Here is a 22,040-nt window from a genome sequence, read left to right on the forward strand (position 1 = left end):
GAAATTAAATTAATCTATCGTTAAACAGTATATGCTACGACTTGAAAATGATAATTTACGGGTAGATATTAACCCTCTTGGCGCTGAACTAATCCGTTTATATAATAAACTATTTCGACTTGAATACCTCTGGCAGGCAGGCAAAGAATGGTCAAAGAGCTCGCCTGTACTCTTTCCTGTTGTCGGGCAATTAAAGGATAATATCTATACTTATAACGGTAATGAATATACGCTCCCGCGACATGGATTTGCAAGGGAGAAACTTTTCAATCTCATTGAAGAGGGTACCGGCAAACTGGTTTTCCGATTAAAAGATGACGAGGATACACGAAAAAATTATCCATTTCAATTCCATTTTGACATCAGCTATACGCTAAAAGGGAACGAATTGAATGTAGAATATCATGTGTTCAATACCGGAAAGGATACGATGTACTTTTCTGTTGGTGCCCATCCGGCTTTTCGTGTACCCCTGGACTTGCGCGACCACTACGATGATTATTATATTGAATTCAGCGATGAGGAAAACTCTTCATTATGGCCGTTGAAAGAGGGATTGATCAGCGATGTACCTGCTTCATTTTTTACTTCAAAGAGAATCCCTTTGTCAAAAGCTCTTTTTGAAAGCGATGCGCTCGTCTTTAAAAACATTCGTTCGGAATGTATACATTTACGCAGTAACCAACACGATCATGGTCTGAGTGTTAAAGTCAATCGATGTCCCTTTCTGGGTTTATGGGCAGCAAAAGGGGCCAATTTTCTGTGTATTGAACCCTGGCAAGGAATAGCAGATAGTGTACATTCCACAGGAAAAATTGAGGAAAAAGAAGGGATTATTCCACTGAAGGCCGGAGAGAATTTCAGTTATGTCTGGAGCGTGCGGGTTATGTAATGACGGGTCGCGATCCGTCGTAGAGACAGGTCGCGACCTGTCACTACCTCACTAACGTGACCCTTCCCGTATAACTATGGGCCTTACCGAAAACATCTATCATATCAATTTTGTAAACATAAACATCCATTTTTGCTTCGTTACCATTGTAATTTCCATCCCACCCTTTAACTTTATCACCGGTAGTATAGATAACTTTCCCAAAACGATTAAATATATTCATCTCATAATTAGTAAAGCCAAATCCATTCACTTGAAAATTATCATTTATGCCATCGCTATTGGGCGTGAAAGAATTGGGTATCCATATTGCATAATCATCCTGAACTTCAAGCGCCTTCCACGTGGTATCTTTACACCCATCATTACTTGTTATAATTAAGGTAACGCGGTATTCACCGGGAATATCATAACGATGCATGGGATACTGATCGGAAGAAAAAGTGCTATCTCCGAAGTGCCAATTCCAAAGTGCTGATCCTGCGGATTGATCATAAAAATACACTTCCGGCAAGAACACTCCGGGATGTTCAGGATCAAAACGAAACGCTGCGATTGGTTTTGGGAAGACTTCAATGTAATCTGAAAAAACCGAATTCGCCTTGCAGCCCACTGAAGAAACCAAACTGAGTGATACAGCATATAAACCTGCAGAATCATACACCATCCCCGGTGATGACCCTAAAGCTGTATCGCCGTTTCCGAATTCCCAGAAATAGGAATTGATAACACCATCCGCAGAAAATGATGAATCGTTGAAATGAACTGCTAATGGTTCGCACCCTGCTCTGATATCCGCCGTAATTCCGGGAACTGGCAGGTACCATATCTGAACCGGGTTTATCACAGAATCCCTACACCCTCTGTCATTGGCCACTATTAACTTAGTATTAAAATATCCTCCTGATGGAAAAATATGTGATGGATTTTGCGAATTTACTTCCGGTGAGCCATCTCCGAAGGTCCATGACCAGGAAATAATGTTACCAAGGGCGGTGACGGAGACATCTTTAAACTGGACCAACTCCTCTACACAAGCCTGATTATTGGTAAATGCTGCAACCGGGATAGAAGCGACATCCACCTGTCTGGTAATTGTATCGGTGCATCCGTTCACAGTAGTAACTATCAACGTTGCTGCATATGCACCATACCCGGGATAATTATGCGTAGGATTTCCGATTCCTGATAGTACAGGACTTCCGTCGCCGAAATCCCATTCCCGAGAAGCAACAGAAGTGCCTGGAAAAACAGAAGTATCATTAAATGTAACCTGATTGCTCACGCATGTGGAAATATAACTAAATCCGGCTATCGGTCCGGGAAGAGTAGCTATTTGCTGCACGATGGTATCTCTGCAGCCTACACTATCTTCGATAATTAGTGTTACAGGATAAGTACCCGGTAATGCAAAGGCATGTTGCGGATCTGATAATGTGTCTACGGGTGTTCCATCTCCGAAATTCCACCACCAGGAAACAACCGAACCATTTGAACTAAGACTTCCATCTGTAAACTGACCGGAGAATCCTGCACAAACAGTAGCTGAAGAAAAAGAAGAAACCGGTAGAGCATGAATAGTAATATTCTGTAAAATAGAATCCGTGCATCCTACGCCATTTGTAACTGTTAACATCACCGAATACGTTCCGGGAGCTGCATAATAGTGAATGGGATTTTGCGAAGAAGAGGAATTCCCATCGCCAAAGTTCCAATTCCATTGTACAATGGGAGAACCGGTAACGACAATAGAAGAATCATAAAACTGGATGTCACTCTGACAAAATCCGGATAGCCCGACACCGGATGCAATCACTGTAGAAGAAAGTATAGCTGTTAATGTAATGGTACAACCGGTCACCGAAGTCATCGTACATTGATACTGCGTGCCAACGATTGGATTGTTGATAGTAATAGAGGGTGTTGTATCTCCGGTACTCCAAAGGTAGGATTCAAAACCAATCGGCGCAGCTAATGTAGTCACACCGGAACCTGAGCAGAAGTCAGAAAGAATTTGTAGTGGACTGCAATAGCAATCCACATAAGCATAGCCGAAATGGGCGCCATATGCACAATCACCTGTAGAAAACTCAATGGTAATATTTTGTCCGAAATAGGGTAAAAGATCAATGCCAACCGTCGTCCAGTCCTTATATTGAATGGTTCTTCCAAATGAATTTGTAATTGTGACAAAGCCCGGTATACCTGCAGAGGCAACAACATTATAGGTACCACAACCAATAGATGTACCATTTTGATCATACACCCGAATCTCAAAACGTGGTTGAGCAAGAGGAGAATGACTGGGGTCTTCCAATACAACGGCATACCGGTAAATAAAAAGTGCATTGGTAGAATCTACACTTACCTGATAGCGGAGTTGCTCTGCCTGTGCACCTGCATTATCATTCCCCAAACGTGCCGAATACAATCCACCCGGAGCAACCACCGTTATCGCACCATTTGTATTGGGATCTGTGCCCGGGCCAGACATGATTTCATGCCGGCCGGTAACAATTCCCGGCGTAATGGAATTAACCGGACAACATGTGCCAGTAGTTCCCACCCAATTAACAAAACTATTCTGCTCAAAATCTGCATTGACACATGAGCTTAACTGCGCCTTGGAAACATCTGCCAATACCAACTGTAAAATAATTCCCAGAACCTCTTTTCTTGCTCCTTTCATAATTTCAGTTATTAAAAATCACTTTAAGGTATGTACAAAAATTAAAAAAACCAAATTAGAACTAAAATATTTTTAAAAGAGGAATTTCGCCGGCTGAGCCGAAATGTAAAATCGTTACAAAACCATTTAAAATAATAACCGGGGAAACGGTTACGAACTATCGCTTCACTCCATCTGGAAGTACTCCAAATCAAATAGAATTCAATCTATTGCATATCTGTACTTTAATTATTTCTTCTCGTGTTGAAGTTCTTCTGTAAAACACCCGCATTTCTTCTTAACTTTGCACCCTCCATTTGAGCAAATACATGAAAAACGAAACAATAGCTACCACCGATTATCAGATCAGCGAAATGCTGAAAGCATTAGGAATCGACACCCTGAACCCCGGTGCATCAACCGGTACACACTGGATGAAAACCAAGGGAGATGTTTTGGACTCCTTTTCTCCTGCCGACGGGCAATTAATTGCATCCGTTCAACAGGCCACAGCCGATGATTACGAGCGAATAATTGAAACGGCACAAACGGCTTTAATGTTTGGCGCATGATCCCTGCCCCGAAACGCGGAGAGATTGTTCGTCAGATGGGAGATGCCTTGCGTGAATACAAGGAACCTCTTGGGCGATTGGTTTCGCTGGAGATGGGGAAGATTTATCAGGAAGGTCTGGGAGAAGTGCAGGAGATGATTGACATCTGCGACTTTGCTGTGGGTTTATCACGACAGCTTTACGGTTTAACTATGCACAGTGAGCGCTCACGGCACCGCATGTACGAACAATATCATCCGCTGGGTGTGGTGGGTGTAATTTCGGCATTCAATTTTCCTGTAGCTGTCTGGAGCTGGAATGCAATGCTAGCCATGGTGTGTGGCGATGTTGTGGTATGGAAACCTTCCAGCAAAGTTCCGCTTTGTGCTGTAGCTACACATAAAATTATTCAAAAGGTACTTGCTGCAAATAATGTTCCCGAAGGCGTGTTAAATCTTGTTATCGCTTCTTCGAAACATGTAGGTGATAATTTCCTTGCCGACAAACGCGTTCCTTTAATTTCAGTGACCGGTTCTACCCGTGTAGGGCGCCGTGCCGGAAAAATTGTTGGAGAACGTCTCGGCAGGTCTCTGCTCGAATTGGGTGGTAACAATGCCATCATCATCAGTGAAAAAGCTGATCTGGATATTGCATTGCGCGCTGTCGTTTTCGGAGCCGTAGGTACCGCAGGGCAGCGTTGTACCAGCACACGTCGATTGATCATTCACGAAAGCATCTACGATCAGTTCACACAAAAACTTAAAGCGGCTTATGAACATATTCGTATAGGCCACCCGTTAGATAGCAAAACATTGGTTGGTCCGCTCATCGATAATGGGGCAGTAACGGATTTTACCAAAGCTATTGAAGCTGCCCGCAGCGAAGGAGGAAAAGTACTATACGGCGGGGAAGTCCTGAGCGGAGAAGGATACGAAAGCGGCAACTTTGTTACACCCTGCATTATTGAAGCTAAGAATAGCTATCATATCGTACAGGAAGAGACCTTTGCACCGATTCTTTATCTCATGAAATATGCCACGATGGAAGATGCTATTGCACAGCAAAACGATGTGCCGCAAGGGCTCTCCTCCTCTATTTTCACACGTGATATGATGGAAGCGGAAGCATTTTTATCACATGAAGGTTCTGATTGTGGTATCGCAAATGTTAATATCGGAACTTCGGGTGCTGAGATTGGTGGCGCATTTGGTGGCGAGAAAGACACCGGTGGTGGTCGTGAATCCGGTAGTGATGCGTGGAAGATATATATGCGTCGTCAGACAAATACCATCAATTACTCTAAAGATCTTCCTCTCGCGCAAGGCATCAAATTCGATATCTAAGCAATTGTATTCGTTTAACTGACGTATAAATTATCCTTCAAATCCATCTTTGCGTGCCGCAGAATTCTGAACGCAGATAAAACGGATTTATATGATTTGCGCGGATAGAATTACCGTATGAAAAACTGACAGAAAGAGTATAATTGCTTTTATAAAGTATACAAAAATATGGATGCCGGAAATCCGAGAAAATCCTAAAAATCTGTGTAATCCGCGTTCCTATATAAATCTTTATGTTAAAAATAGATATTCATACACATATTATTCCGGAGCATTTACCGAAGTTTAAGGAGAAGTTTGGTTACGGCGGTTTTATTTCGTTGGATCATCACAAGCCCTGTTGCGCGAAGATGATGATTGATGACCGCTTCTTCCGGGAGATACAAGACAATTGCTGGTCGGCGGAGACGCGGATGAAGGAGTGTGACCATCACCGGATCGACGTGCAGGTGTTGAGCACCATTCCGGTGATGTTCAGCTATTGGGCAAAACCTCAGGACGCACTTGAGGTCAGTAGGTTTTTAAACGACCATATCGCCACTATCGTTCATGCCTATCCGAAAAGATTTATTGGTCTCGGCACTATTCCATTGCAATCACCGGAACTGGCCATCAAGGAGCTGGAGCGCTGTATGCAAATCGGATTGCGCGGCGTACAGATCGGTTCTCATGTCAACGACTGGAATCTGGATGCACCGGAGCTGTTTCCTGTTTTTGAAGCCGCACAAGCCCTCGGAGCTTCCATCTTTGTTCACCCCTGGGATATGATGGCAAAGGAGAAGATGCCCAAGTACTGGCTCCCCTGGCTGGTAGGAATGCCGGCAGAGACATCACTCGCGATTTGTTCGATGATCTTTGGAGGTATCTTCGAGCGATTGCCACGGCTTAAAGTTGCCTTTGCACATGGCGGCGGAGCTTTTCCTTCCTCAATCGGACGTATAGAACATGGTTTCAACGTTCGTCCCGATTTGGTTGCGGTGGATAATAAAGTTAACCCAAGAAATTACCTCGATAAATTTTATCTGGACACACTTGTACATGATCCTATGATGCTTGATTTCCTGATGAAACTAATGGGACCAACACAACTCGCATTGGGAACGGACTATCCATTTCCTCTCGGAGAACTCGAACCGGGAAAATTAATTGCATCCATGCCCTACGATGATGCTACCAAAGAACGCCTGCTTAGCGGTTCAGCATTGGAATGGCTCAGCCTCGAGAAAAAAGGTTTCGAATAATACTTCCAATCCGCGTAAATCTGTCAAATCCGTAAAATCAGCGTTCAGGATAAAAAGTTCGATTTCATTTAAAATGACCTTATTTAAAGCGTAAACACTCTCGAGATATTAAATCCAATGCGAATACCACCATCGCCCCATTTCGTATTGGTATAGGGCAGGAACTGATTTTCTGCAAGGCCGAAGGAATTAGTCACATGCATTTGAAAAACGTGTCCTCCGGTTTCAATTTCGAAACCCACACCGAAGCTATCGTAATAATCTTTATTGGTATAGTCGTTGATACGATACGCATACTCTGCAGTTAATGCCATTCTCTTCGTAAATTTATAGCGAAGTGCGGCGGAAACTCCGTAGATATCATTCCCATCCAGAATACCATCTACCTGGTTATAGTGTACAAACCAGGGTGCAATTTGTGCAGAAAAATTCTGGTTAAATTTACGACCAACGATCAACTGATAATTATAAGAGAGGCGGCTATAGAAGTTTTCATATCTGTCAAATCCTGTGAGTTGCTTCAGCGGATCCTTACCTGTGGTACAATACATGGAAGCAAATAATGTGGCTGTGACGGGCATTCCTCTTTCCACAGTTTGTCTCAATAGTTTATATTTCAGAAAACCATCCAGCATTTTCTGATAGCTGATTCTGCCAAAGCCAGCCATCAATCTTCCGTCATAACTATACTCCAAACCTAGACGAATACTGGCACCACCATCTATCCCCCAGAAATTATCCACTCCACCATTGACTTCACCAAAGCGATGCGAGATACGAAAGTCGAGGGTGCGTTCACCGACGGTTTCGACTGTATGAAAATTGATAACTCTTGTCGTCTTAAATGTCGCCAACGTATAATTTTTACCTGACGAAGCTGAATCTTCCATCAACTTTGAAAAATCATCCTGAGCATTTACAGCAACAATATAACTACTCAATAAAAGGGTAAGGGTGTACTTTAGGTAATTCATAAACGTTAGTTATTAAGTTTTCCTTCGTCGATCCATTTTTGAATAGTAGCAATGCGGCAATTGTCAAGTTTCCCGCCACCTTCCGGCATGGGAGAGGCGCCGTTCTCATGACGAATAGCATCCATCAAATTATCGGAAGCAGAGGCCGAAACATCTGTATGCGTTACCAGTGGAATATTACTTGTAGATGTTGTACCATGACAACCGGAAGCGGCTCCACCTGTAGTTCCGCAAAAAGTGGTAAGAATGGGCTGCACTTTTTGATTGAAAGAGATAATACCCGAAGTATCACAATTGCCCACGAGTCCGAAACTCGGATCAAGCTCTTCCATACTATCATAATAGCAGGAACTAAAAGCAGAAAGTCCTGTTAGCAGGATCAGCCAGCCAAATAAAGGGTTAATTTTCATATATTGTGTCTGCTCTTAGTTATTTTTTGCGCCCTGCTCAATCCACCAGTAAATCAGCTTCACATTTTCGGCACTTACATCCGAATACCCGCTGGGCGGCATGCGTTCCACAAATCCGCGCTTAGTTATAGTTTGATATAGTTTACTTCCATGAGCATTTCCGGCTTTAATGTATCCCATTACATCGGCATAAGTGACGAGTGAACCGGCTTCACCGCCACCACTTCCGCCATGACAACCTTCAAAATTACAATGTGCCGATAAAATACCCTGCACCTCTGCACTGAACTTAATTTCCGGGACGGTATCGAGGTTGGGCTCTGTGGAACAGCCGGAAGTACCTGCCAGCAGTAAAACAAGTCCTGCAATAATCCAATATTTTATCATTTTCGTGATTTATGGCAAATTTAAAAATATATGATATCCACTTATGCGACAAAAGTCACTTTCATTCAGAAATCATAATCAATCCATCGCCAAGGCTTCGAAGCACCGGGAATAATCAGCTTTCCACTCAACCCGGAAATCATTCGATTCGAAAAAAATTAGCAGAATCGCATTCCTTTCCCTAATTTTGCATCTTAGAAGAGAAAAATGAGCGACGCTCTTTATCACGAATGCGGGATTGCCCTGGTTCGGTTATTAAAACCCCTTGAATATTACCTGGAAAAGTACGGCACAGCCCTCTATGGGGTGAATAAGCTGTCACTTTTGATGGAAAAGCAGCATAACCGCGGACAAGATGGGGCCGGTGTGGCCTGTATAAAACTGGATGTCTCTCCCGGTGAAAAGTACATCAGCCGTTACCGTTCCGTTGAAAAAAATGCCATTGCTGATATTTTCAGTGTGATCAATGGCCCTTTCCGTGAAATTCAAAAACAAAATCCGGAAAAACTGCAGGATATTCCCTGGTTGAAGAAAAATGCGGAATTCATGGGCGAGCTTTTACTTGGCCATCTTCGCTACGGCACTTTCGGTGGAAATAATTTCGAAAGTTGTCATCCCTTTTTGCGACAGAACAACTGGATGACCCGAAATCTGGTGGTCGCGGGAAATTTCAATCTGACCAATGTAGAAGAGTTATTTACGAATCTGGTGGATATCGGACAACATCCCCGTGAAAAAGCGGATACGGTTACCGTTATGGAAAACATCGGTCACTGGTTGGATGAAGAGAATGATTTGCTTTACTATCAGTATAAACAAGAGGGCTATACGAAAAAGGAAATTAGTCCTATCATTGCTGAAAAGCTCGATGTAGCCAATATCCTTCGCCGTTCATCCAAGTATTGGGACGGTGGTTATGTGATGGCCGGTTTGATCGGACATGGTGATGCATTTGTATTGCGCGATCCGTCGGGAATACGTCCGGCCTGGTATTATGCCGATGATGAAGTGGTAGTGGTAACATCCGAGCGACCACAGATACAAACCGCGTTCAATGTTCCTTTCGAAGCCATTCGGGAAGTGAAACCGGGTCATGCACTCATCATCAAGAAAAACGGAAAAATCAGCGAGGAGTTAGTGAAAGAACCTCTCGAGCGTAAATCCTGTTCCTTTGAACGTATTTATTTTTCACGAGGTAGCGACAGAGACATCTATCGTGAACGACAACAACTCGGAAGACTTTTATGTCCTGCTATACTCGATGCAGTTGATAAAGACCTTCGACATACCGTCTTCTCTTACATTCCCAACACTGCTGAAGTCGCTTTCTTCGGACTGATCAAAGGTATGGATGATTACCTGAGCGATGTGAAGAAGCAGAAGATCCTTGCAATGGGTAATACTATTGAGGAGTCTAAACTTTCAGATATACTCGCCATTCGCACACGTGCTGAGAAGATTGCCATTAAGGATGCCAAACTGCGTACGTTCATCACCAACGACACCGACCGCAGTGATATGGTTGCCCATATTTATGATATCACCTATGGAACTGTGGAACCGGGAGTCGATAATCTTGTAGTTATAGATGATTCCATAGTGCGCGGAACGACTTTGCGAAACAGCATCATTCGCATGCTCGATCGTTTGAATCCGAAAAAGATTGTCATCGTATCTTCGGCACCCCAGATCCGTTATCCCGATTGTTATGGTATTGATATGGCCAAAGTGGGTGATCTTATTGCTTTCAGAGCGGCGATCAGTCTGCTGGAAGAGCGTAATATGGAACACCTCATCGACCAGGTTTTTGAAGAGTGTAAGGAAGAATTGAAAAAGGACTGGCGGCGCAGAATGTGGTGAAGAAAATTTTGAACCTTTTACCGACGAAGAAATATCAGCAAGAGTGGCGAAGCTGGTTACTCCCCCCTGATTGTAAAGCAGAAGTAACGGTTATTTTCCAAAAGATCAGCGACCTTCACACCGCTTGTCCGAACCATACCGGCGACTGGTACTTCAGCGGCGACTACCCTACACCCGGCGGCAACCGCGTTTCATGCAGGGCGTTTATAAATTATGTCTCCGGGTTGAATGAACGGGCGTACTAAAATTTTCCTTTACCAAAACAATTTTTGAATTGATGAATTGATGAGTTGTTGTCCCGAAGCCTCGGGATGATGAATGTTTTAAAGGTTTAATTTTGAAAGAGCGAATTTTTCTGAAGGTATTGATCTGCACCTTGCGATCCCCGCGCTCGCGAGGCTTCGCGACCTAGCGTTCCTTGCGGTGAATAGAATTTTCTACCCACGAAAGACTTCCTTCGAATTTATGAATATTAATCCATAATACTTTTATGGGCCGCAGATTATCATGATTATTATGATTGGTTATGATAATTCGCCGCGATCGTTGCTGGACGCTGCTAACCGCTGCGTTAAAAACAGAAAAATTTTTCTCAACAGGAACACTTCAGGAATTGATGGATGATTTCTGTGTACGTAATCTGCAGTTTCCAATTGACCATTCGTTCATTTCAAGAACCTATAGGATGCCAGGTCGTTTTAGTTTCTTGTGCTGCCAGGATACGATAAGGAGATTGAAGATCTTCTTTTGAGAAATCGAGGACACGTTTTACATTTAAGGCCGCGTTGATTTGCACGAGTTTTTTCTGTTCCGTATCGAGGTCAGCAAAGAGGATGGCGTTAATGTCCATGTGAGAGGAGGCATGACTGAGAAATTCTTTCCTGTAACCTGTCAGAATGTTTACTACACCGCCCGGCACATCGGAAGCATTCAGCACTTCTCCAAAATCAACAGCGGTAAGCGGGTACTTCTCGGAAGCCAGAAGGGCACATACATTCCCACCAATGATCATCGGTGCTAACAAACTCACCATGCCCATCAATCCCTGCTGCAGAGGAGCTACAACACTCACCACTCCCATCGGCTCATGATAGGAGAAATTAAAATGCGAACTCTCTACCGGATTCACCGAACTGAAAACCTGGATATACTTATCACTCCATCCTGCATAGTAAACGAGTAAATCAATGGCCGCGTCCACTTCTTTCTTCGCATTGATGGAAGAATCTCCCTGTTGAACCAGGGTGTCGATGAACTGCCCCCTGCGACCTTCGAGTGTTTCGGCGATACGATAGAGGATCTGCGCTTTGTTGTAGGCCGATTTCTTCGCCCAGCCTTCCTGCGCTTTTCTATTCGAGACAATGCTATCACGCAAATCCTTTCGAGAACCACGACAAACATTGGCGATCAATTTTCCGGAAGCATCTTTCAGGGCATATACGCGTCCCGATTCCGTGCGTGGAAATTTACCGTCAATGTAGAGTTTATATGTTTTACGGACATCCAATCTGCTTGTCGGTACTTCATGACCGTTAGAGGAGACGTTTACTTTAATATTCTTTACTTTAAGAATTGTTTTCGTTGCCATGTTTTCTGGTTTTAGAAAATATCAGGAGAGTTTAACGTAAGGCATCAATCCGTGAAGACCTCCTTCCCTGCCCATTCCACTTTCCTTGTATCCTCCGAAGGGACTGGTAGGATCAAATTTATTGTAGGTATTGGCCCAAAGTACCCCGGCCTTAATTTTTCCGGTTACATTAAATATTTTCGCGCCTTTATCTGTCCAGACGCCACCGCTAAGCCCGTAAGGAGTATTGTTCGCTTTCTCCACTACTTCTTCGAGCGTACGGAAGGTTTGTATGGCCAGCACCGGTCCGAAGATTTCTTCCTGTACAATTTTACTGGACTGCGCCACATTGGTAAACAAAGTGGGACGGAACCAATATCCTTTCGATGGCACACTGCACTCCGGCTGCCAGCATTCGCCGCCTTCTTTAATTCCTGCATTCACCAGTGACTTTATTTTTGACAATTGCGCTTTTGAATTAATCGCACCCACATCGGTATTTTTATCCAGCGGATCACCCACTATCAGTGTGGATATACGATCTTTCAGTTTACGAATCACTTCCTTCGCCACCCCTTCCTGCACAAATAATCTTGAACCCGCACAACAGACATGCCCCTGATTGAAAAAGATTCCGTTTATGATTCCCTCCACGGCCTGATCGATGGCTGCATCTTCAAAAATAATATTGGCTGCTTTTCCACCGAGTTCGAGTGTATATTTCTTATCTGTGCCCGCGAGTGCTTTCTGAATCAACTTTCCTACATCGGTAGAACCGGTAAAAGCCACCTTATCGATTCCGGGATGATTCACCAACGCGGAACCGGTAGCACCTGCACCTGTGATGATATTCACCACTCCCGGAGGCAAATCCGCTTCCTGTAATATCTCCGCGAGCTTAAGAGCAGTGAGCGGCGTGGTCTCGGCGGGCTTCAGCACAACCGTATTTCCACAGGCCAGCGCGGGAGCAATCTTCCAGGCGGCCATTAATAACGGGAAATTCCAGGGGATGATTTGACCGGCGACCCCCAGCGGCTGTGAACGTTTTCCGGGGAAGGCATAGTCGAGCTTATCGGCCCAACCGGCATAATAGAAAAAGTGGGCAGCGGCGAGAGGGACATCGATATCACGGCTTTCACGAATAGGTTTACCGCCATCCATACTTTCAATCACGGCTAATTCTCGTGCTTTCTCCTGCAGGATGCGGGCAATGCGGTAGAGGTATTTTCCACGCTCCGCCGCCGGCATCTTCGACCATGTCTTATCATAGGCTTGTCGGGCAGCTTTCACGGCTTTGTCGACATCAGTCGCACCTGCTTCAGCGACAGACGCTATTTTCTTCTCTGTTGAAGGATTGATGGTATCGAAATATTTTCCACCGGCAGGAGCAACAAACTTTCCATTGATGAACAACTCATAGCGATCTTTCAGTTGGATATGTTCAGTACCTTCCGGCGCCGGGGCGTAACTCCATGAGGTAGAAAAATTGAGTGGTTTCACTTTAACAGCTTTCTTCATACTCTGAAATTTTTACGAATTTAAACAAACTTTTTCACAAAAAAATACTCCCCCGAAGTCACAAGGTGTAGATGGCAAGCATTGTTAAAAATAAAATAACGCTCTGAATTGAACTATCCATTTTTAATTATTCTCTTTTACACCTCACAGACGCATAACCCACCCCCTAATTACATAATTTTAATACTAGTATTTCGTATTTTCGTTTTACATTAGTATTTAGTAATATATTTACCCCATCAACTCCGCCAGTACTTCATAGGAGCGGATACTGAATCCCTGGGTATGGTGCAACTCGAAATAGGTGATGATAGCCTGCAGCAATTGCTTTCGTTCGGCACCATTCATTTTAATGTCATGCATCTCTTCCAACGAAAGCGAGAGTAATTCGTGGAAGAGTTTTGTGAGGCTGTGTTCGATAAAATAAGGATGCATCGGACGACTTTCTCTGAAGACACCTTCCTTCAGATCAAAATACTGGCTTTGGCTGGAATAATGTCCTCCGGGATAGAAGCCCAGGTAGCGGCTTAACTGCAGACAAAAAACGAGGTGGAAACAGGTGGTCGTTTCCGGATGCAAGTCCAGTATCTGCACCGCATGATCTACAAAGCCGAATAAGCCTGAATTTGGTTCTTCTTCCTTTATGCTCCTGTAGAGGATTTCAGCAAGAAAAAGTGCGACAGTAGTTTTTACCGTATCATAAGGAATATGTACCAAGGGCGGAGATGCGGAAACCTCTGACACCCGATGTAGTCCGCCTTGCTTCTTGAAATAAGCCACCACCTCAATTATGGTGAGGGGTTGAAAAAGATTATTCGCATAGCGTGCCTTTTGTTTCCTGACGCCATTGACAAGAAAACTTTGCAGTCCATGTGACTCCGTATATGCTTTGACGATGATACTCGCCTCGGCATAAGGAGTGATATCTAGGACAACAGCACGGGTTTTTAGTAACATAACACTTTCATTTAACCGCAACGGGCGCAACGATTACGCAATGGGCGCAGCGGGTATACGATGAGATTACTTTTTTTGCAATATCAAATCCTGTCCGATATCTTTACGGTAATAGGCATAATCGAAATTAATGGTTTTTGCAGCGGCGTAGGATTTTTCCAGGGCAGCCTCGAGAGTTTCGGCGAGAGAGGTCAGTGCCAATACACGTCCGCCATTAGTTATAACATTCTTTCCTTGCTGTGCTGTCCCTGCGTGGAACACCAGTGTATCTCCAACTTTATCCAGGTTAGTGATGGAAAAACCTTTATCATAATTTCCCGGATAACCACCGGATACCATGACAACGGTGGCGGCTATACGAGGATCAATTTTGAGTTGTACTTCATTTAATTTTTGCTGTGCAACTGCTTCCATCAGATCGACGAAATCTGTCTGAATACGCGGCAATACTGCTTCCGTTTCCGGATCACCCATACGACAATTGTATTCGATGACCAATGGTTCACCGGAGACATTCATCAATCCAATAAATATAAATCCGATGTAATTTATTTTCTCTGCAGCTAATCCGTTGATGGTTGGTTTCACTATTCTCTCCTCCACTTTACGCATGAAAGTATCATCTGCAAAGGGCACAGGACTCACAGCGCCCATGCCACCGGTATTCAGACCTTTGTCACCATCACCGATGCGTTTATAATCCTTTGCTTCCGGAAGAATTTTATAATTCACACCATCCGTCAAAACAAAAACTGAAACTTCAATGCCGGACAGAAATTCTTCTATCACCACCTTCTCGCCTGCTTTCCCGAATTTACTGTCGCCCAACATGGCCTTCAACTCCTGCTTCGCCTCTTCTAAATTATCCAGAATTAAAACACCTTTACCGGCAGCAAGTCCATCGGCTTTCAGCACATAAGGTGCAGTTAATGTCCCGAGAAATTTATATCCTTCTTCCAGTTTAGAAAAAGTAAACGTATCATAGCCTGCAGTTGGAATGTGATGACGTTTCATGAACGCTTTTGAAAAGTCCTTGCTTCCTTCCAGTTGAGCACCGGCTTTAGAAGGACCAATGACGGGGATATGCATCAGTTGAGGATCCTCCGCAAAAAAATCCACCACACCATTCACCAGCGGATCTTCCGGGCCAACCACCACCATATCGATTTCATTTTCCAGAACAAAAATTTTCAACGCGGGAAAATCATTCGGTGATACATCAACGTTAGTCCCGTGCTGCGCGGTTCCTGCATTACCCGGGGCAATGAAGAGTTGGCTGCATCGAGGGCTCATAGCCAGGCTACGGGCGAAGGCATGTTCACGACCACCGGAACCGAGGAGAAGGATACTTAATTTTTCTAACATAACACTTTATTAAGAACGCTGATCTCGTTACTTCGTCCCGAGACAGGTAAAACAGTTGGAATGGATAAACGCGGATTTTTATACTAAAACTTTTTACCACTTGGGTGTGACGCCCATATTATAGAACATAAACGAATATGTATCCGCAATTTCTTCGATGGTCTTGCTGAGCGGTTTACCGGCGCCATGTCCGGCCTTTACATCGATGCGAATGAGGACAGGATTTGAACCTTTCTGATTTTCCTGCAAGGCGGCGATATATTTAAACGAATGAGCAGGAACTACTCGATCATCATGATCAGCAGTTGTGACCATCACTGCTGGATAATTAGCAGGTCGGATATTATGCAAAGGAGAATAGTTCAGGAGATTTCTAAAATCCTGAATGCTATCACTGGATCCATACTCCACCACCCATCCCCAGCCAACAGTAAACTTATGGAAACGCAGCATATCCATCACACCTACTGCAGGGAAAGCCACCTTAAATAATTCCGGACGCTGATTCACTACAGCTCCTACCAATAATCCGCCATTGGATCCACCTTGGACAGCAAGGTATGCGGGAGATGTATAATTTTCCTTAATGAGATACTCAGCAGCAGCAATGAAATCATCAAACACCGATTGTTTCTTCAACAACATACCTGCTTTATGCCATGCATCCCCATATTCACCACCTCCACGAATATTCGCCATCACAAAAATGGCCCCTTGCTCCAGCATCGCCAGACGCGCGGCGCTAAAACCGGGAGTCAGATTGACATTAAAACCACCGTAGCCATAAAGCAATGTTGGATTCTTTCCATCTTTCTTAAGTCCTTTCTTATGCACAATAAACATCGGCACTTTCGTACCATCCTTACTTGAATAAAAAACCTGTTCTGTTGTATAGTCGGCAGGGTTATACTTTACTGATGAAGCCCTGAACTCCGATACTTTTCTCTCGGCGATCACATAACGATAAATCGTAGGAGGATAGGTAAAAGAAGTAAATGTAAAAAACACTTCCTTATCATCAAGGTTTCCGCCAAAACCACCTGCCGTTCCGATGGAGGGCAACTGAATTTCATTCTCTCTCACACCCTCGTAAGAATACACATACACATGCGAAGAAACATCCTGCAGGTAATTCAGAAACAGTTTTCCACCTGCAGAGGAAACATTATCGAGCAATGATTTTGTCTCAGGGACAAGCACCTTCCATGACTTTGTATAATCACCGGCGGGATCAAATGTGTTCAAGTCCAAAGCGACCACATGATTATTCGCAGCACCGTGGTTCGTACTTACAAAAATCTTGCTGCCGACATTATCTATGACACCGTATTCATAGTTGAAGCCTTTAAACAATGTTGCCAGCTTACTATCGGGCTTAGATAAATCTTTATACATGATTTCAGTTCCATAGGTACCCATAGACACATAGACAAAAAGATACTTCTCATCTTCCGACACCTGAGCACCATAATACCGAAGTGCATTTGACTTATCTTCATAAATCAATTTATCCGTGTCCTGAGAAGTGCCCAGTTTATGATACCATACCTGATGATATTCATTCTTCCCGCTCAGCTCAGTACCTTTTTCAGGGTTGGGATAGCGTGAATAATAAAATCCATCCTTATACCAGGCAGCTCCACTGAATTTCACCCAATTCAATTCATCCGACATATCCTTCGCGCCATCTACCTGTTTAACCTTAATGGTTTGCCAATCAGAGCCGCTTTGATTAATGGCATAAGCGACATACTTTTTATCCTTCGAAAAACCCAGCATACTTACTGCTGCGGTGCCATCTTTTGTCAATGTATTCGGATCCAGGAAAACCATTGGAGTTCCATTAAGACCTTTTTGATAGTAGATAACGGATTGATTTTGCAAACCATCATTTTTACTAAAAAAATAAAACTCTCCGGCGCGACTGGGAGCTGAATACCGTTCATAGTTCATGATTTCAGAGAGACGATTTTTAAAATTCTCCCGGTAAGGTATTTTAGAGAGATAATCAAAAGTCACCTTATTCTGACTTTCGACCCATTGCTTTACATTTTCAGCTGTATCCACTTCCAGCCAGCGGAACGGATCCTTTACGGTTGTACCGTGGTAATTATCCTGATCGGTTCCTTTTTGTGTAAGAGGATACTTAAGGGGTTGCGCCATCAATGAATGAAATGAGATTAAACATAGTAGCAGAAGTCCTGCAATGGATTTTTTTGACATAATTGAGAGGGGTGAGGACTCAAAAATAAACAAGAAACAGCAGAAAAGCGAATTCAAAATTAAATTCGATACAGCTATTAAAAACTCTTCAATTACGGGAAATGTTCATCGGGTTAAAAGATCACTTCGGCATTTGCAAATCTTTGGCGGACAACATAAAACTTGAGACCACGACTCCACTTTTATCTATCGAAACCATTTTCAGGGAACGATCATTCCTTGGCCCTGTAACATCAAAACGACAGAAATTATTCGTAGAGACCAGTGTTTCGGGAACTCTATAGGGATTCTTCAATTCCTTTGTACCAACGGGATGCGACCTGGAGGTGAGTGGGGAGCAGGTAAAATCATACATTTTATACCCTCCTTTCGGTTGCCAGGCAATTACTTCGGAGAAATGACGGTCGCCGCTCAGGAAGACGACACCATTAATTTTATAAGATAAGATAAATGCCATCAGGTCATAAAACTCGCAGGGGTAATCTCTTAAATGTTCCTTTTCGGCAACAGGATTCAACACCTGATTCCCCACGGCAACAAACTTAAAAGTAGCGGATGAATTCAGCAATTTATCCTTTAGCCATGACAATTGAATTTCGCCAAAAAAAGACTTCTCACAATTCGGTTTCCCTGCTACTGAGTCAATCATGGCATTAGGTGCACGGTTAGAGCGATCATCCATCAGGAAAAAGTCGCAGTCACTCCATGAAAAAGAGCTATAAATACCATGATCATATTCTGATCCATAGGTTTTATTTCCCCAATAAGCACGAAAGATATCCTGCGAAGATTTTTTCAGTTCAAAAGAGCGGTCCGAGTTGTCGGGACCAAAATCATGATCATCCCAGATTGCATAATTAGGTCGAGAGGCGAAAAGTTCTGAAAGTTCGGGGGCTTTTCGCTGGAGAGAATAACGGTACTGGATACCCGCAGAAGAGCCATAATCCGAGGGCCGTAAATATAAATTATCTCCCAGCCAAAGCATAAAATCGGTTTGCATGCTGGCCATAGTTCGGAAAATATAGGGATCCTGACCATAAGGGGTACCGGCTACGTCCAGCACCGGATCGTTTAAATAGGTACAAGAGCCTGCCAAAAAGGAAAAATTCAGAGGTTCGGCTTCCGGATTCGCCTGGTGCGGCTTCGTTGTAAAACTATGCTGCTTTACTGTTGGCATTACTTTCCCATTCAACACCAACTCGTACAAATAGGTCGTGTTTAGTTTCAGTTTTACCAATTCGAAGTGAATCGGGTTGTACGGATTACCAAGATTTCCTTTATAGTCCATCTCATAAAAAAAGTCAACATCGTTCTTCTCCCAATAACGCAATACCGCGGTCTTTACGTTTTGACCTACTTCGAACCAAACCAACACCGACCTGTGTTCACTGAAACCAAGCATCGGACCTGAAATCAGCAAGGGCTCCTGCTGCGCGGTGAGTTTCAATGAAAAAAACAAAAAGAATAGAAGAGATGCGATTGTTTTCATATGATGGAATTAAAACATAAAAGTATTAAAACACCTGATAACTGCCTCAAATTTTTTAAAAAATATCTCCCGACGCCAATCCTTAGAGCAATTCAATAGAGATAACGAGTTCAAAAAATATAAAAGTTATAAAACTTCAGGAATATACTGCACTTAGACTAGATGGGCACAACACCTTTACTTGAAAAAACATCTCATTCACCCATGACAATAAGTAAAGCCTCTTCAACAACTACCGTAAACATTAAACATTGTTTCAATTACAAAATCATCTATGAAAATAAAGGAACTGAAAGTCATAGCCGTTATCTGATCCTGACCTTTATTTTAAATAACAACTATTAGGGGTAATAAAAAAATCCGACGTTTCTACATGCATACTATTGTTTTTCGTAATTTTAGTCTCCACTTATGAAAAAAACAATATTTACTATTTTCATTCTCTTTCTTTTCACAAGAACCAACGGGCAATCCTTTAGTGGTGCAGGAGGAAACATTCCGGATGACGGGAACAGTATACGATTTCCTGTTTCAGTAAACGTATTACCTACCTCCATTGATTCTACCTTCGGCGTGATAAGTGTCTGTTTAAACATTGTACATCCCTATGTTTCAGACCTTTCTATATGGCTGGTTGCACCCGACAGCACGTATATTGAGCTAACCAGCGGAAACGGAGGCAATGGAGACAATTATTGGAACACCTGTTTCATTGATACCGTGCCTGTTATTATTACCAGCGGAGCTGCCCCATATAGCGGAGAATACAGACCGGAAAGTCCAATTTACAATGTGAATAACGGACAAAATCCGAATGCCGTATGGCAATTACTAATTGAAGATACTTATCCCTTTGCAGATGCCGGAATACTGCTCAACTGGACAATCACCTTTGGAAACAATCCGCCAAAGGGTCTTGTATTACAATCCTCGAATCTTCCCATTGTTAAAATCAATACGCTAGGCCAAGTGATTCCGGATGATCCGAAGGTAACAGTCCAAATGCAAATTATCGATAACGGTATGGGTATACGCAATTATGTGTCCGATACGCCGAATGTTTATAATGGCCATATTGGCATAGAAATCAGGGGATCGAGTTCACAAATGTTTCCCAAAAAATCTTTTGGTTTCGAGACGCTTGACAGTGCCGGAAACGAAATTGACACTTCCTTTTTTGGAATGCCATCAGAGAGTGATTGGATACTCGGTGCTAACTATACCGACAAGACATTTATGCGCAATGTGATGACCTATGATTTATCACGGAGGATGGGACATTATGCTACAAGAACCCAATATTGCGAGTTAATTTTAAACGGGCAATATCAGGGCATTTATGTTTTCACAGAAAAAATTAAACGTGATCCGGGTCGTGTTGATATTGCTAAGATGACGCCTGCTGATACGAGTGGAGATGATCTGACCGGAGGATATTTACTAAAAGTAGATAAGACGACGGGAGGGGCCGGCGGGGGCTGGAATTCCAATTTTCCGCCGGTGAGTGGCGGGCCCATTCCACTTATTCAATTTGAATATCCTGATGTTAACGAAATACTACCTGTCCAGAGTCAATATATCGAACAGTACTGCGACAGTTTCGAGTTCGCATTACAAGGGCTTAACTTTACTCATCCACTAACAGGATACCGGCGCTACACGGATCTTCAATCCTGGATAGATTTCTTTATTCTAACAGAGCTCTCGAAAAATGTAGACGGCTACCGGATCAGCACATTTTTTCATAAAGCAAAAGACAGTGACGGAGGATTATTAAGGATGGGTCCGGTTTGGGATTATGATATTGCATGGGGGAATGCCGACTACTATGGAGGTGATGTACCTTCCGGTTATGTTTATCAAATCAACGATCCCGGTGCAGGGGAACAGAAACCCTTTTGGTATAACCGCATGATGCAGGACCCGTTTTTTGTGAATGCGCTTCGATGCAGGTGGGAAAATTTAAGAGACAGTTTACTTTCTACTCCGGTGCTTCATGCATGGATTGATAGTGTTGGACAAGTCCTGGACGAAAGTCAAATCAGGAATTTCACGATGTGGCCCATATTGGGTGTATATGTCTGGCCCAACCCCAGTCCTGTTCCACCTGACTATACCGGTGTCAAGCAAGAACTCAAAGACTGGATCACGGGAAGATCCAATTGGTTGGACATAAACTTACCCGGCAACTGCTCTCTCAGTGGTTTAGATCAGACGATTTCTATCACTAACGTTAAAGCCTATCCGAATCCTGCAATTGATGAGACCTGGATTTTACTTCCTTATTCTTATTCAGGAAAAGCCATCATCAGAATTCAAAACACCCTGGGACAACTAATAGAGGCGAGAGAAGCAGGTATTGAAGATGGAAAACTTCCGGTAAATCTTGGCGTTTATTCATCCGGAGTAATAATTATTGAATTAGAAATAGCCGAAAAAAAGTTCAGGACCCTTGTCGTAAAAAAATGATTTTTAGTTATCAATTTGATAATTCACTTGGATATTTTAAGAATTTCATTCTATGGTAAGAGGTTCATTTTATGAAGATATAATAGGAGATGGAAGATATTGAAGAGCTCCGAGGTTAAAAATAAT

General features: G+C 43.2%; 14 protein-coding genes and 2 pseudogenes. 6 read left to right on the top strand and 10 right to left on the bottom strand.

The genetic code is table 11. The annotated features are described in order from the left end of the window. The first annotated feature begins 31 nt into the window (after window positions 1-31). Window positions 32-892, top strand: a complete 861-nt coding sequence (locus IPJ86_03685; GenBank protein MBK7886420.1) for an aldose 1-epimerase family protein — start codon at window positions 32-34, stop codon at window positions 890-892. A gap of 43 nt (window positions 893-935) precedes the next feature. Here the strand turns inward: IPJ86_03685 and IPJ86_03690 are convergent, their stop codons facing one another. After that, window positions 936-3,581, bottom strand: a complete 2,646-nt coding sequence (locus tag IPJ86_03690) for a PKD domain-containing protein (GenBank protein ID MBK7886421.1) — start codon at window positions 3,579-3,581, stop codon at window positions 936-938. A gap of 308 nt (window positions 3,582-3,889) precedes the next feature. Between IPJ86_03690 and IPJ86_03695 the strand changes: the two are divergent. Together IPJ86_03695 and IPJ86_03700 are read left to right on the top strand one after the other, a co-directional pair. Then, window positions 3,890-5,454, top strand: a pseudogene (locus IPJ86_03695) (aldehyde dehydrogenase family protein). Between the two features lie 233 nt (window positions 5,455-5,687). Further along, window positions 5,688-6,695 (top strand): amidohydrolase, encoded by a 1,008-nt coding sequence (locus IPJ86_03700; protein MBK7886422.1) that lies wholly within the window; start codon window positions 5,688-5,690, stop codon window positions 6,693-6,695. A gap of 83 nt (window positions 6,696-6,778) precedes the next feature. Here the strand turns inward: IPJ86_03700 and IPJ86_03705 are convergent, their stop codons facing one another. Genes IPJ86_03705 through IPJ86_03715 form a run of 3 tightly spaced genes read right to left on the bottom strand, consistent with a single transcriptional unit; the run spans window position 6,779 to window position 8,466 of the window. Continuing rightward, complete coding sequence (locus IPJ86_03705) at window positions 6,779-7,669, bottom strand: hypothetical protein (protein MBK7886423.1); 891 nt, start codon at window positions 7,667-7,669, stop codon at window positions 6,779-6,781. Between the two features lie 5 nt (window positions 7,670-7,674). Next, window positions 7,675-8,079 (bottom strand): hypothetical protein, encoded by a 405-nt coding sequence (locus IPJ86_03710; protein ID MBK7886424.1) that lies wholly within the window; start codon window positions 8,077-8,079, stop codon window positions 7,675-7,677. 15 nt (window positions 8,080-8,094) lie between these two features. After that, window positions 8,095-8,466: a hypothetical protein gene (locus tag IPJ86_03715; protein ID MBK7886425.1), complete on the bottom strand. Its 372-nt coding sequence runs from the start codon at window positions 8,464-8,466 to the stop codon at window positions 8,095-8,097. A 207-nt stretch (window positions 8,467-8,673) separates the two neighbouring features. Here IPJ86_03715 and IPJ86_03720 point away from each other — a divergent pair. Further along, window positions 8,674-10,571: pseudogene (locus IPJ86_03720) on the top strand (amidophosphoribosyltransferase). Window positions 10,572-10,996: 425 nt separating this feature from the next. Here IPJ86_03720 and IPJ86_03725 read toward each other — a convergent pair. From IPJ86_03725 to IPJ86_03750, 6 genes are all read right to left on the bottom strand, one after another. Then, on the bottom strand, window positions 10,997-11,914 hold the full coding sequence (locus IPJ86_03725; protein MBK7886426.1) for an aldehyde dehydrogenase family protein: 918 nt from the start codon (window positions 11,912-11,914) through the stop codon (window positions 10,997-10,999). A 21-nt stretch (window positions 11,915-11,935) separates the two neighbouring features. Next, entirely contained in the window at window positions 11,936-13,411 is a 1,476-nt protein-coding gene (locus IPJ86_03730; protein ID MBK7886427.1) for an aldehyde dehydrogenase family protein, read from the bottom strand. Between the two features lie 231 nt (window positions 13,412-13,642). After that, entirely contained in the window at window positions 13,643-14,368 is a 726-nt protein-coding gene (gene recO, locus IPJ86_03735; protein MBK7886428.1) for a DNA repair protein RecO, read from the bottom strand. A 66-nt stretch (window positions 14,369-14,434) separates the two neighbouring features. After that, window positions 14,435-15,733: a phosphoribosylamine--glycine ligase gene (gene purD / locus IPJ86_03740; GenBank protein ID MBK7886429.1), complete on the bottom strand. Its 1,299-nt coding sequence runs from the start codon at window positions 15,731-15,733 to the stop codon at window positions 14,435-14,437. 93 nt (window positions 15,734-15,826) lie between these two features. Further along, window positions 15,827-17,956, bottom strand: a complete 2,130-nt coding sequence (locus IPJ86_03745) for a S9 family peptidase (GenBank protein ID MBK7886430.1) — start codon at window positions 17,954-17,956, stop codon at window positions 15,827-15,829. A gap of 121 nt (window positions 17,957-18,077) precedes the next feature. Continuing rightward, complete coding sequence (locus IPJ86_03750; protein ID MBK7886431.1) at window positions 18,078-19,445, bottom strand: alkaline phosphatase family protein; 1,368 nt, start codon at window positions 19,443-19,445, stop codon at window positions 18,078-18,080. Window positions 19,446-19,649: 204 nt separating this feature from the next. Between IPJ86_03750 and IPJ86_03755 the strand changes: the two genes are divergently transcribed. Both IPJ86_03755 and IPJ86_03760 read left to right on the top strand, forming a co-directional pair. Then, window positions 19,650-19,790 carry a hypothetical protein gene (locus IPJ86_03755; GenBank protein ID MBK7886432.1) on the top strand — a complete coding sequence of 47 codons (141 nt, stop codon included), beginning with the start codon at window positions 19,650-19,652 and terminating at the stop codon, window positions 19,788-19,790. Between the two features lie 66 nt (window positions 19,791-19,856). After that, complete coding sequence (locus IPJ86_03760; protein MBK7886433.1) at window positions 19,857-21,914, top strand: CotH kinase family protein; 2,058 nt, start codon at window positions 19,857-19,859, stop codon at window positions 21,912-21,914. Window positions 21,915-22,040 lie beyond the last annotated feature (126 nt).

The sequence above is a fragment of the Bacteroidota bacterium genome (assembly GCA_016713925.1).
GTDB lineage: Bacteria > Bacteroidota > Bacteroidia > AKYH767-A > OLB10 > JAJTFW01.

Bases quoted from the DNA above. Each gene is read 5' to 3' on its own strand.
- IPJ86_03685 (MBK7886420.1), top strand. From the start codon at position 32: ATGCTACGACTTGAAAATGATAATTTACGGGTAGATATTAACCCTCTT.
- IPJ86_03690 (MBK7886421.1), bottom strand. From the start codon at position 3,581: ATGAAAGGAGCAAGAAAAGAGGTTCTGGGAATTATTTTACAGTTGGTA.
- IPJ86_03700 (MBK7886422.1), top strand. From the start codon at position 5,688: ATGTTAAAAATAGATATTCATACACATATTATTCCGGAGCATTTACCG.
- IPJ86_03705 (MBK7886423.1), bottom strand. From the start codon at position 7,669: ATGAATTACCTAAAGTACACCCTTACCCTTTTATTGAGTAGTTATATT.
- IPJ86_03710 (MBK7886424.1), bottom strand. From the start codon at position 8,079: ATGAAAATTAACCCTTTATTTGGCTGGCTGATCCTGCTAACAGGACTT.
- IPJ86_03715 (MBK7886425.1), bottom strand. From the start codon at position 8,466: ATGATAAAATATTGGATTATTGCAGGACTTGTTTTACTGCTGGCAGGT.
- IPJ86_03725 (MBK7886426.1), bottom strand. From the start codon at position 11,914: ATGGCAACGAAAACAATTCTTAAAGTAAAGAATATTAAAGTAAACGTC.
- IPJ86_03730 (MBK7886427.1), bottom strand. From the start codon at position 13,411: ATGAAGAAAGCTGTTAAAGTGAAACCACTCAATTTTTCTACCTCATGG.
- recO (MBK7886428.1), bottom strand. From the start codon at position 14,368: ATGTTACTAAAAACCCGTGCTGTTGTCCTAGATATCACTCCTTATGCC.
- purD (MBK7886429.1), bottom strand. From the start codon at position 15,733: ATGTTAGAAAAATTAAGTATCCTTCTCCTCGGTTCCGGTGGTCGTGAA.
- IPJ86_03745 (MBK7886430.1), bottom strand. From the start codon at position 17,956: ATGTCAAAAAAATCCATTGCAGGACTTCTGCTACTATGTTTAATCTCA.
- IPJ86_03750 (MBK7886431.1), bottom strand. From the start codon at position 19,445: ATGAAAACAATCGCATCTCTTCTATTCTTTTTGTTTTTTTCATTGAAA.
- IPJ86_03755 (MBK7886432.1), top strand. From the start codon at position 19,650: ATGACAATAAGTAAAGCCTCTTCAACAACTACCGTAAACATTAAACAT.
- IPJ86_03760 (MBK7886433.1), top strand. From the start codon at position 19,857: ATGAAAAAAACAATATTTACTATTTTCATTCTCTTTCTTTTCACAAGA.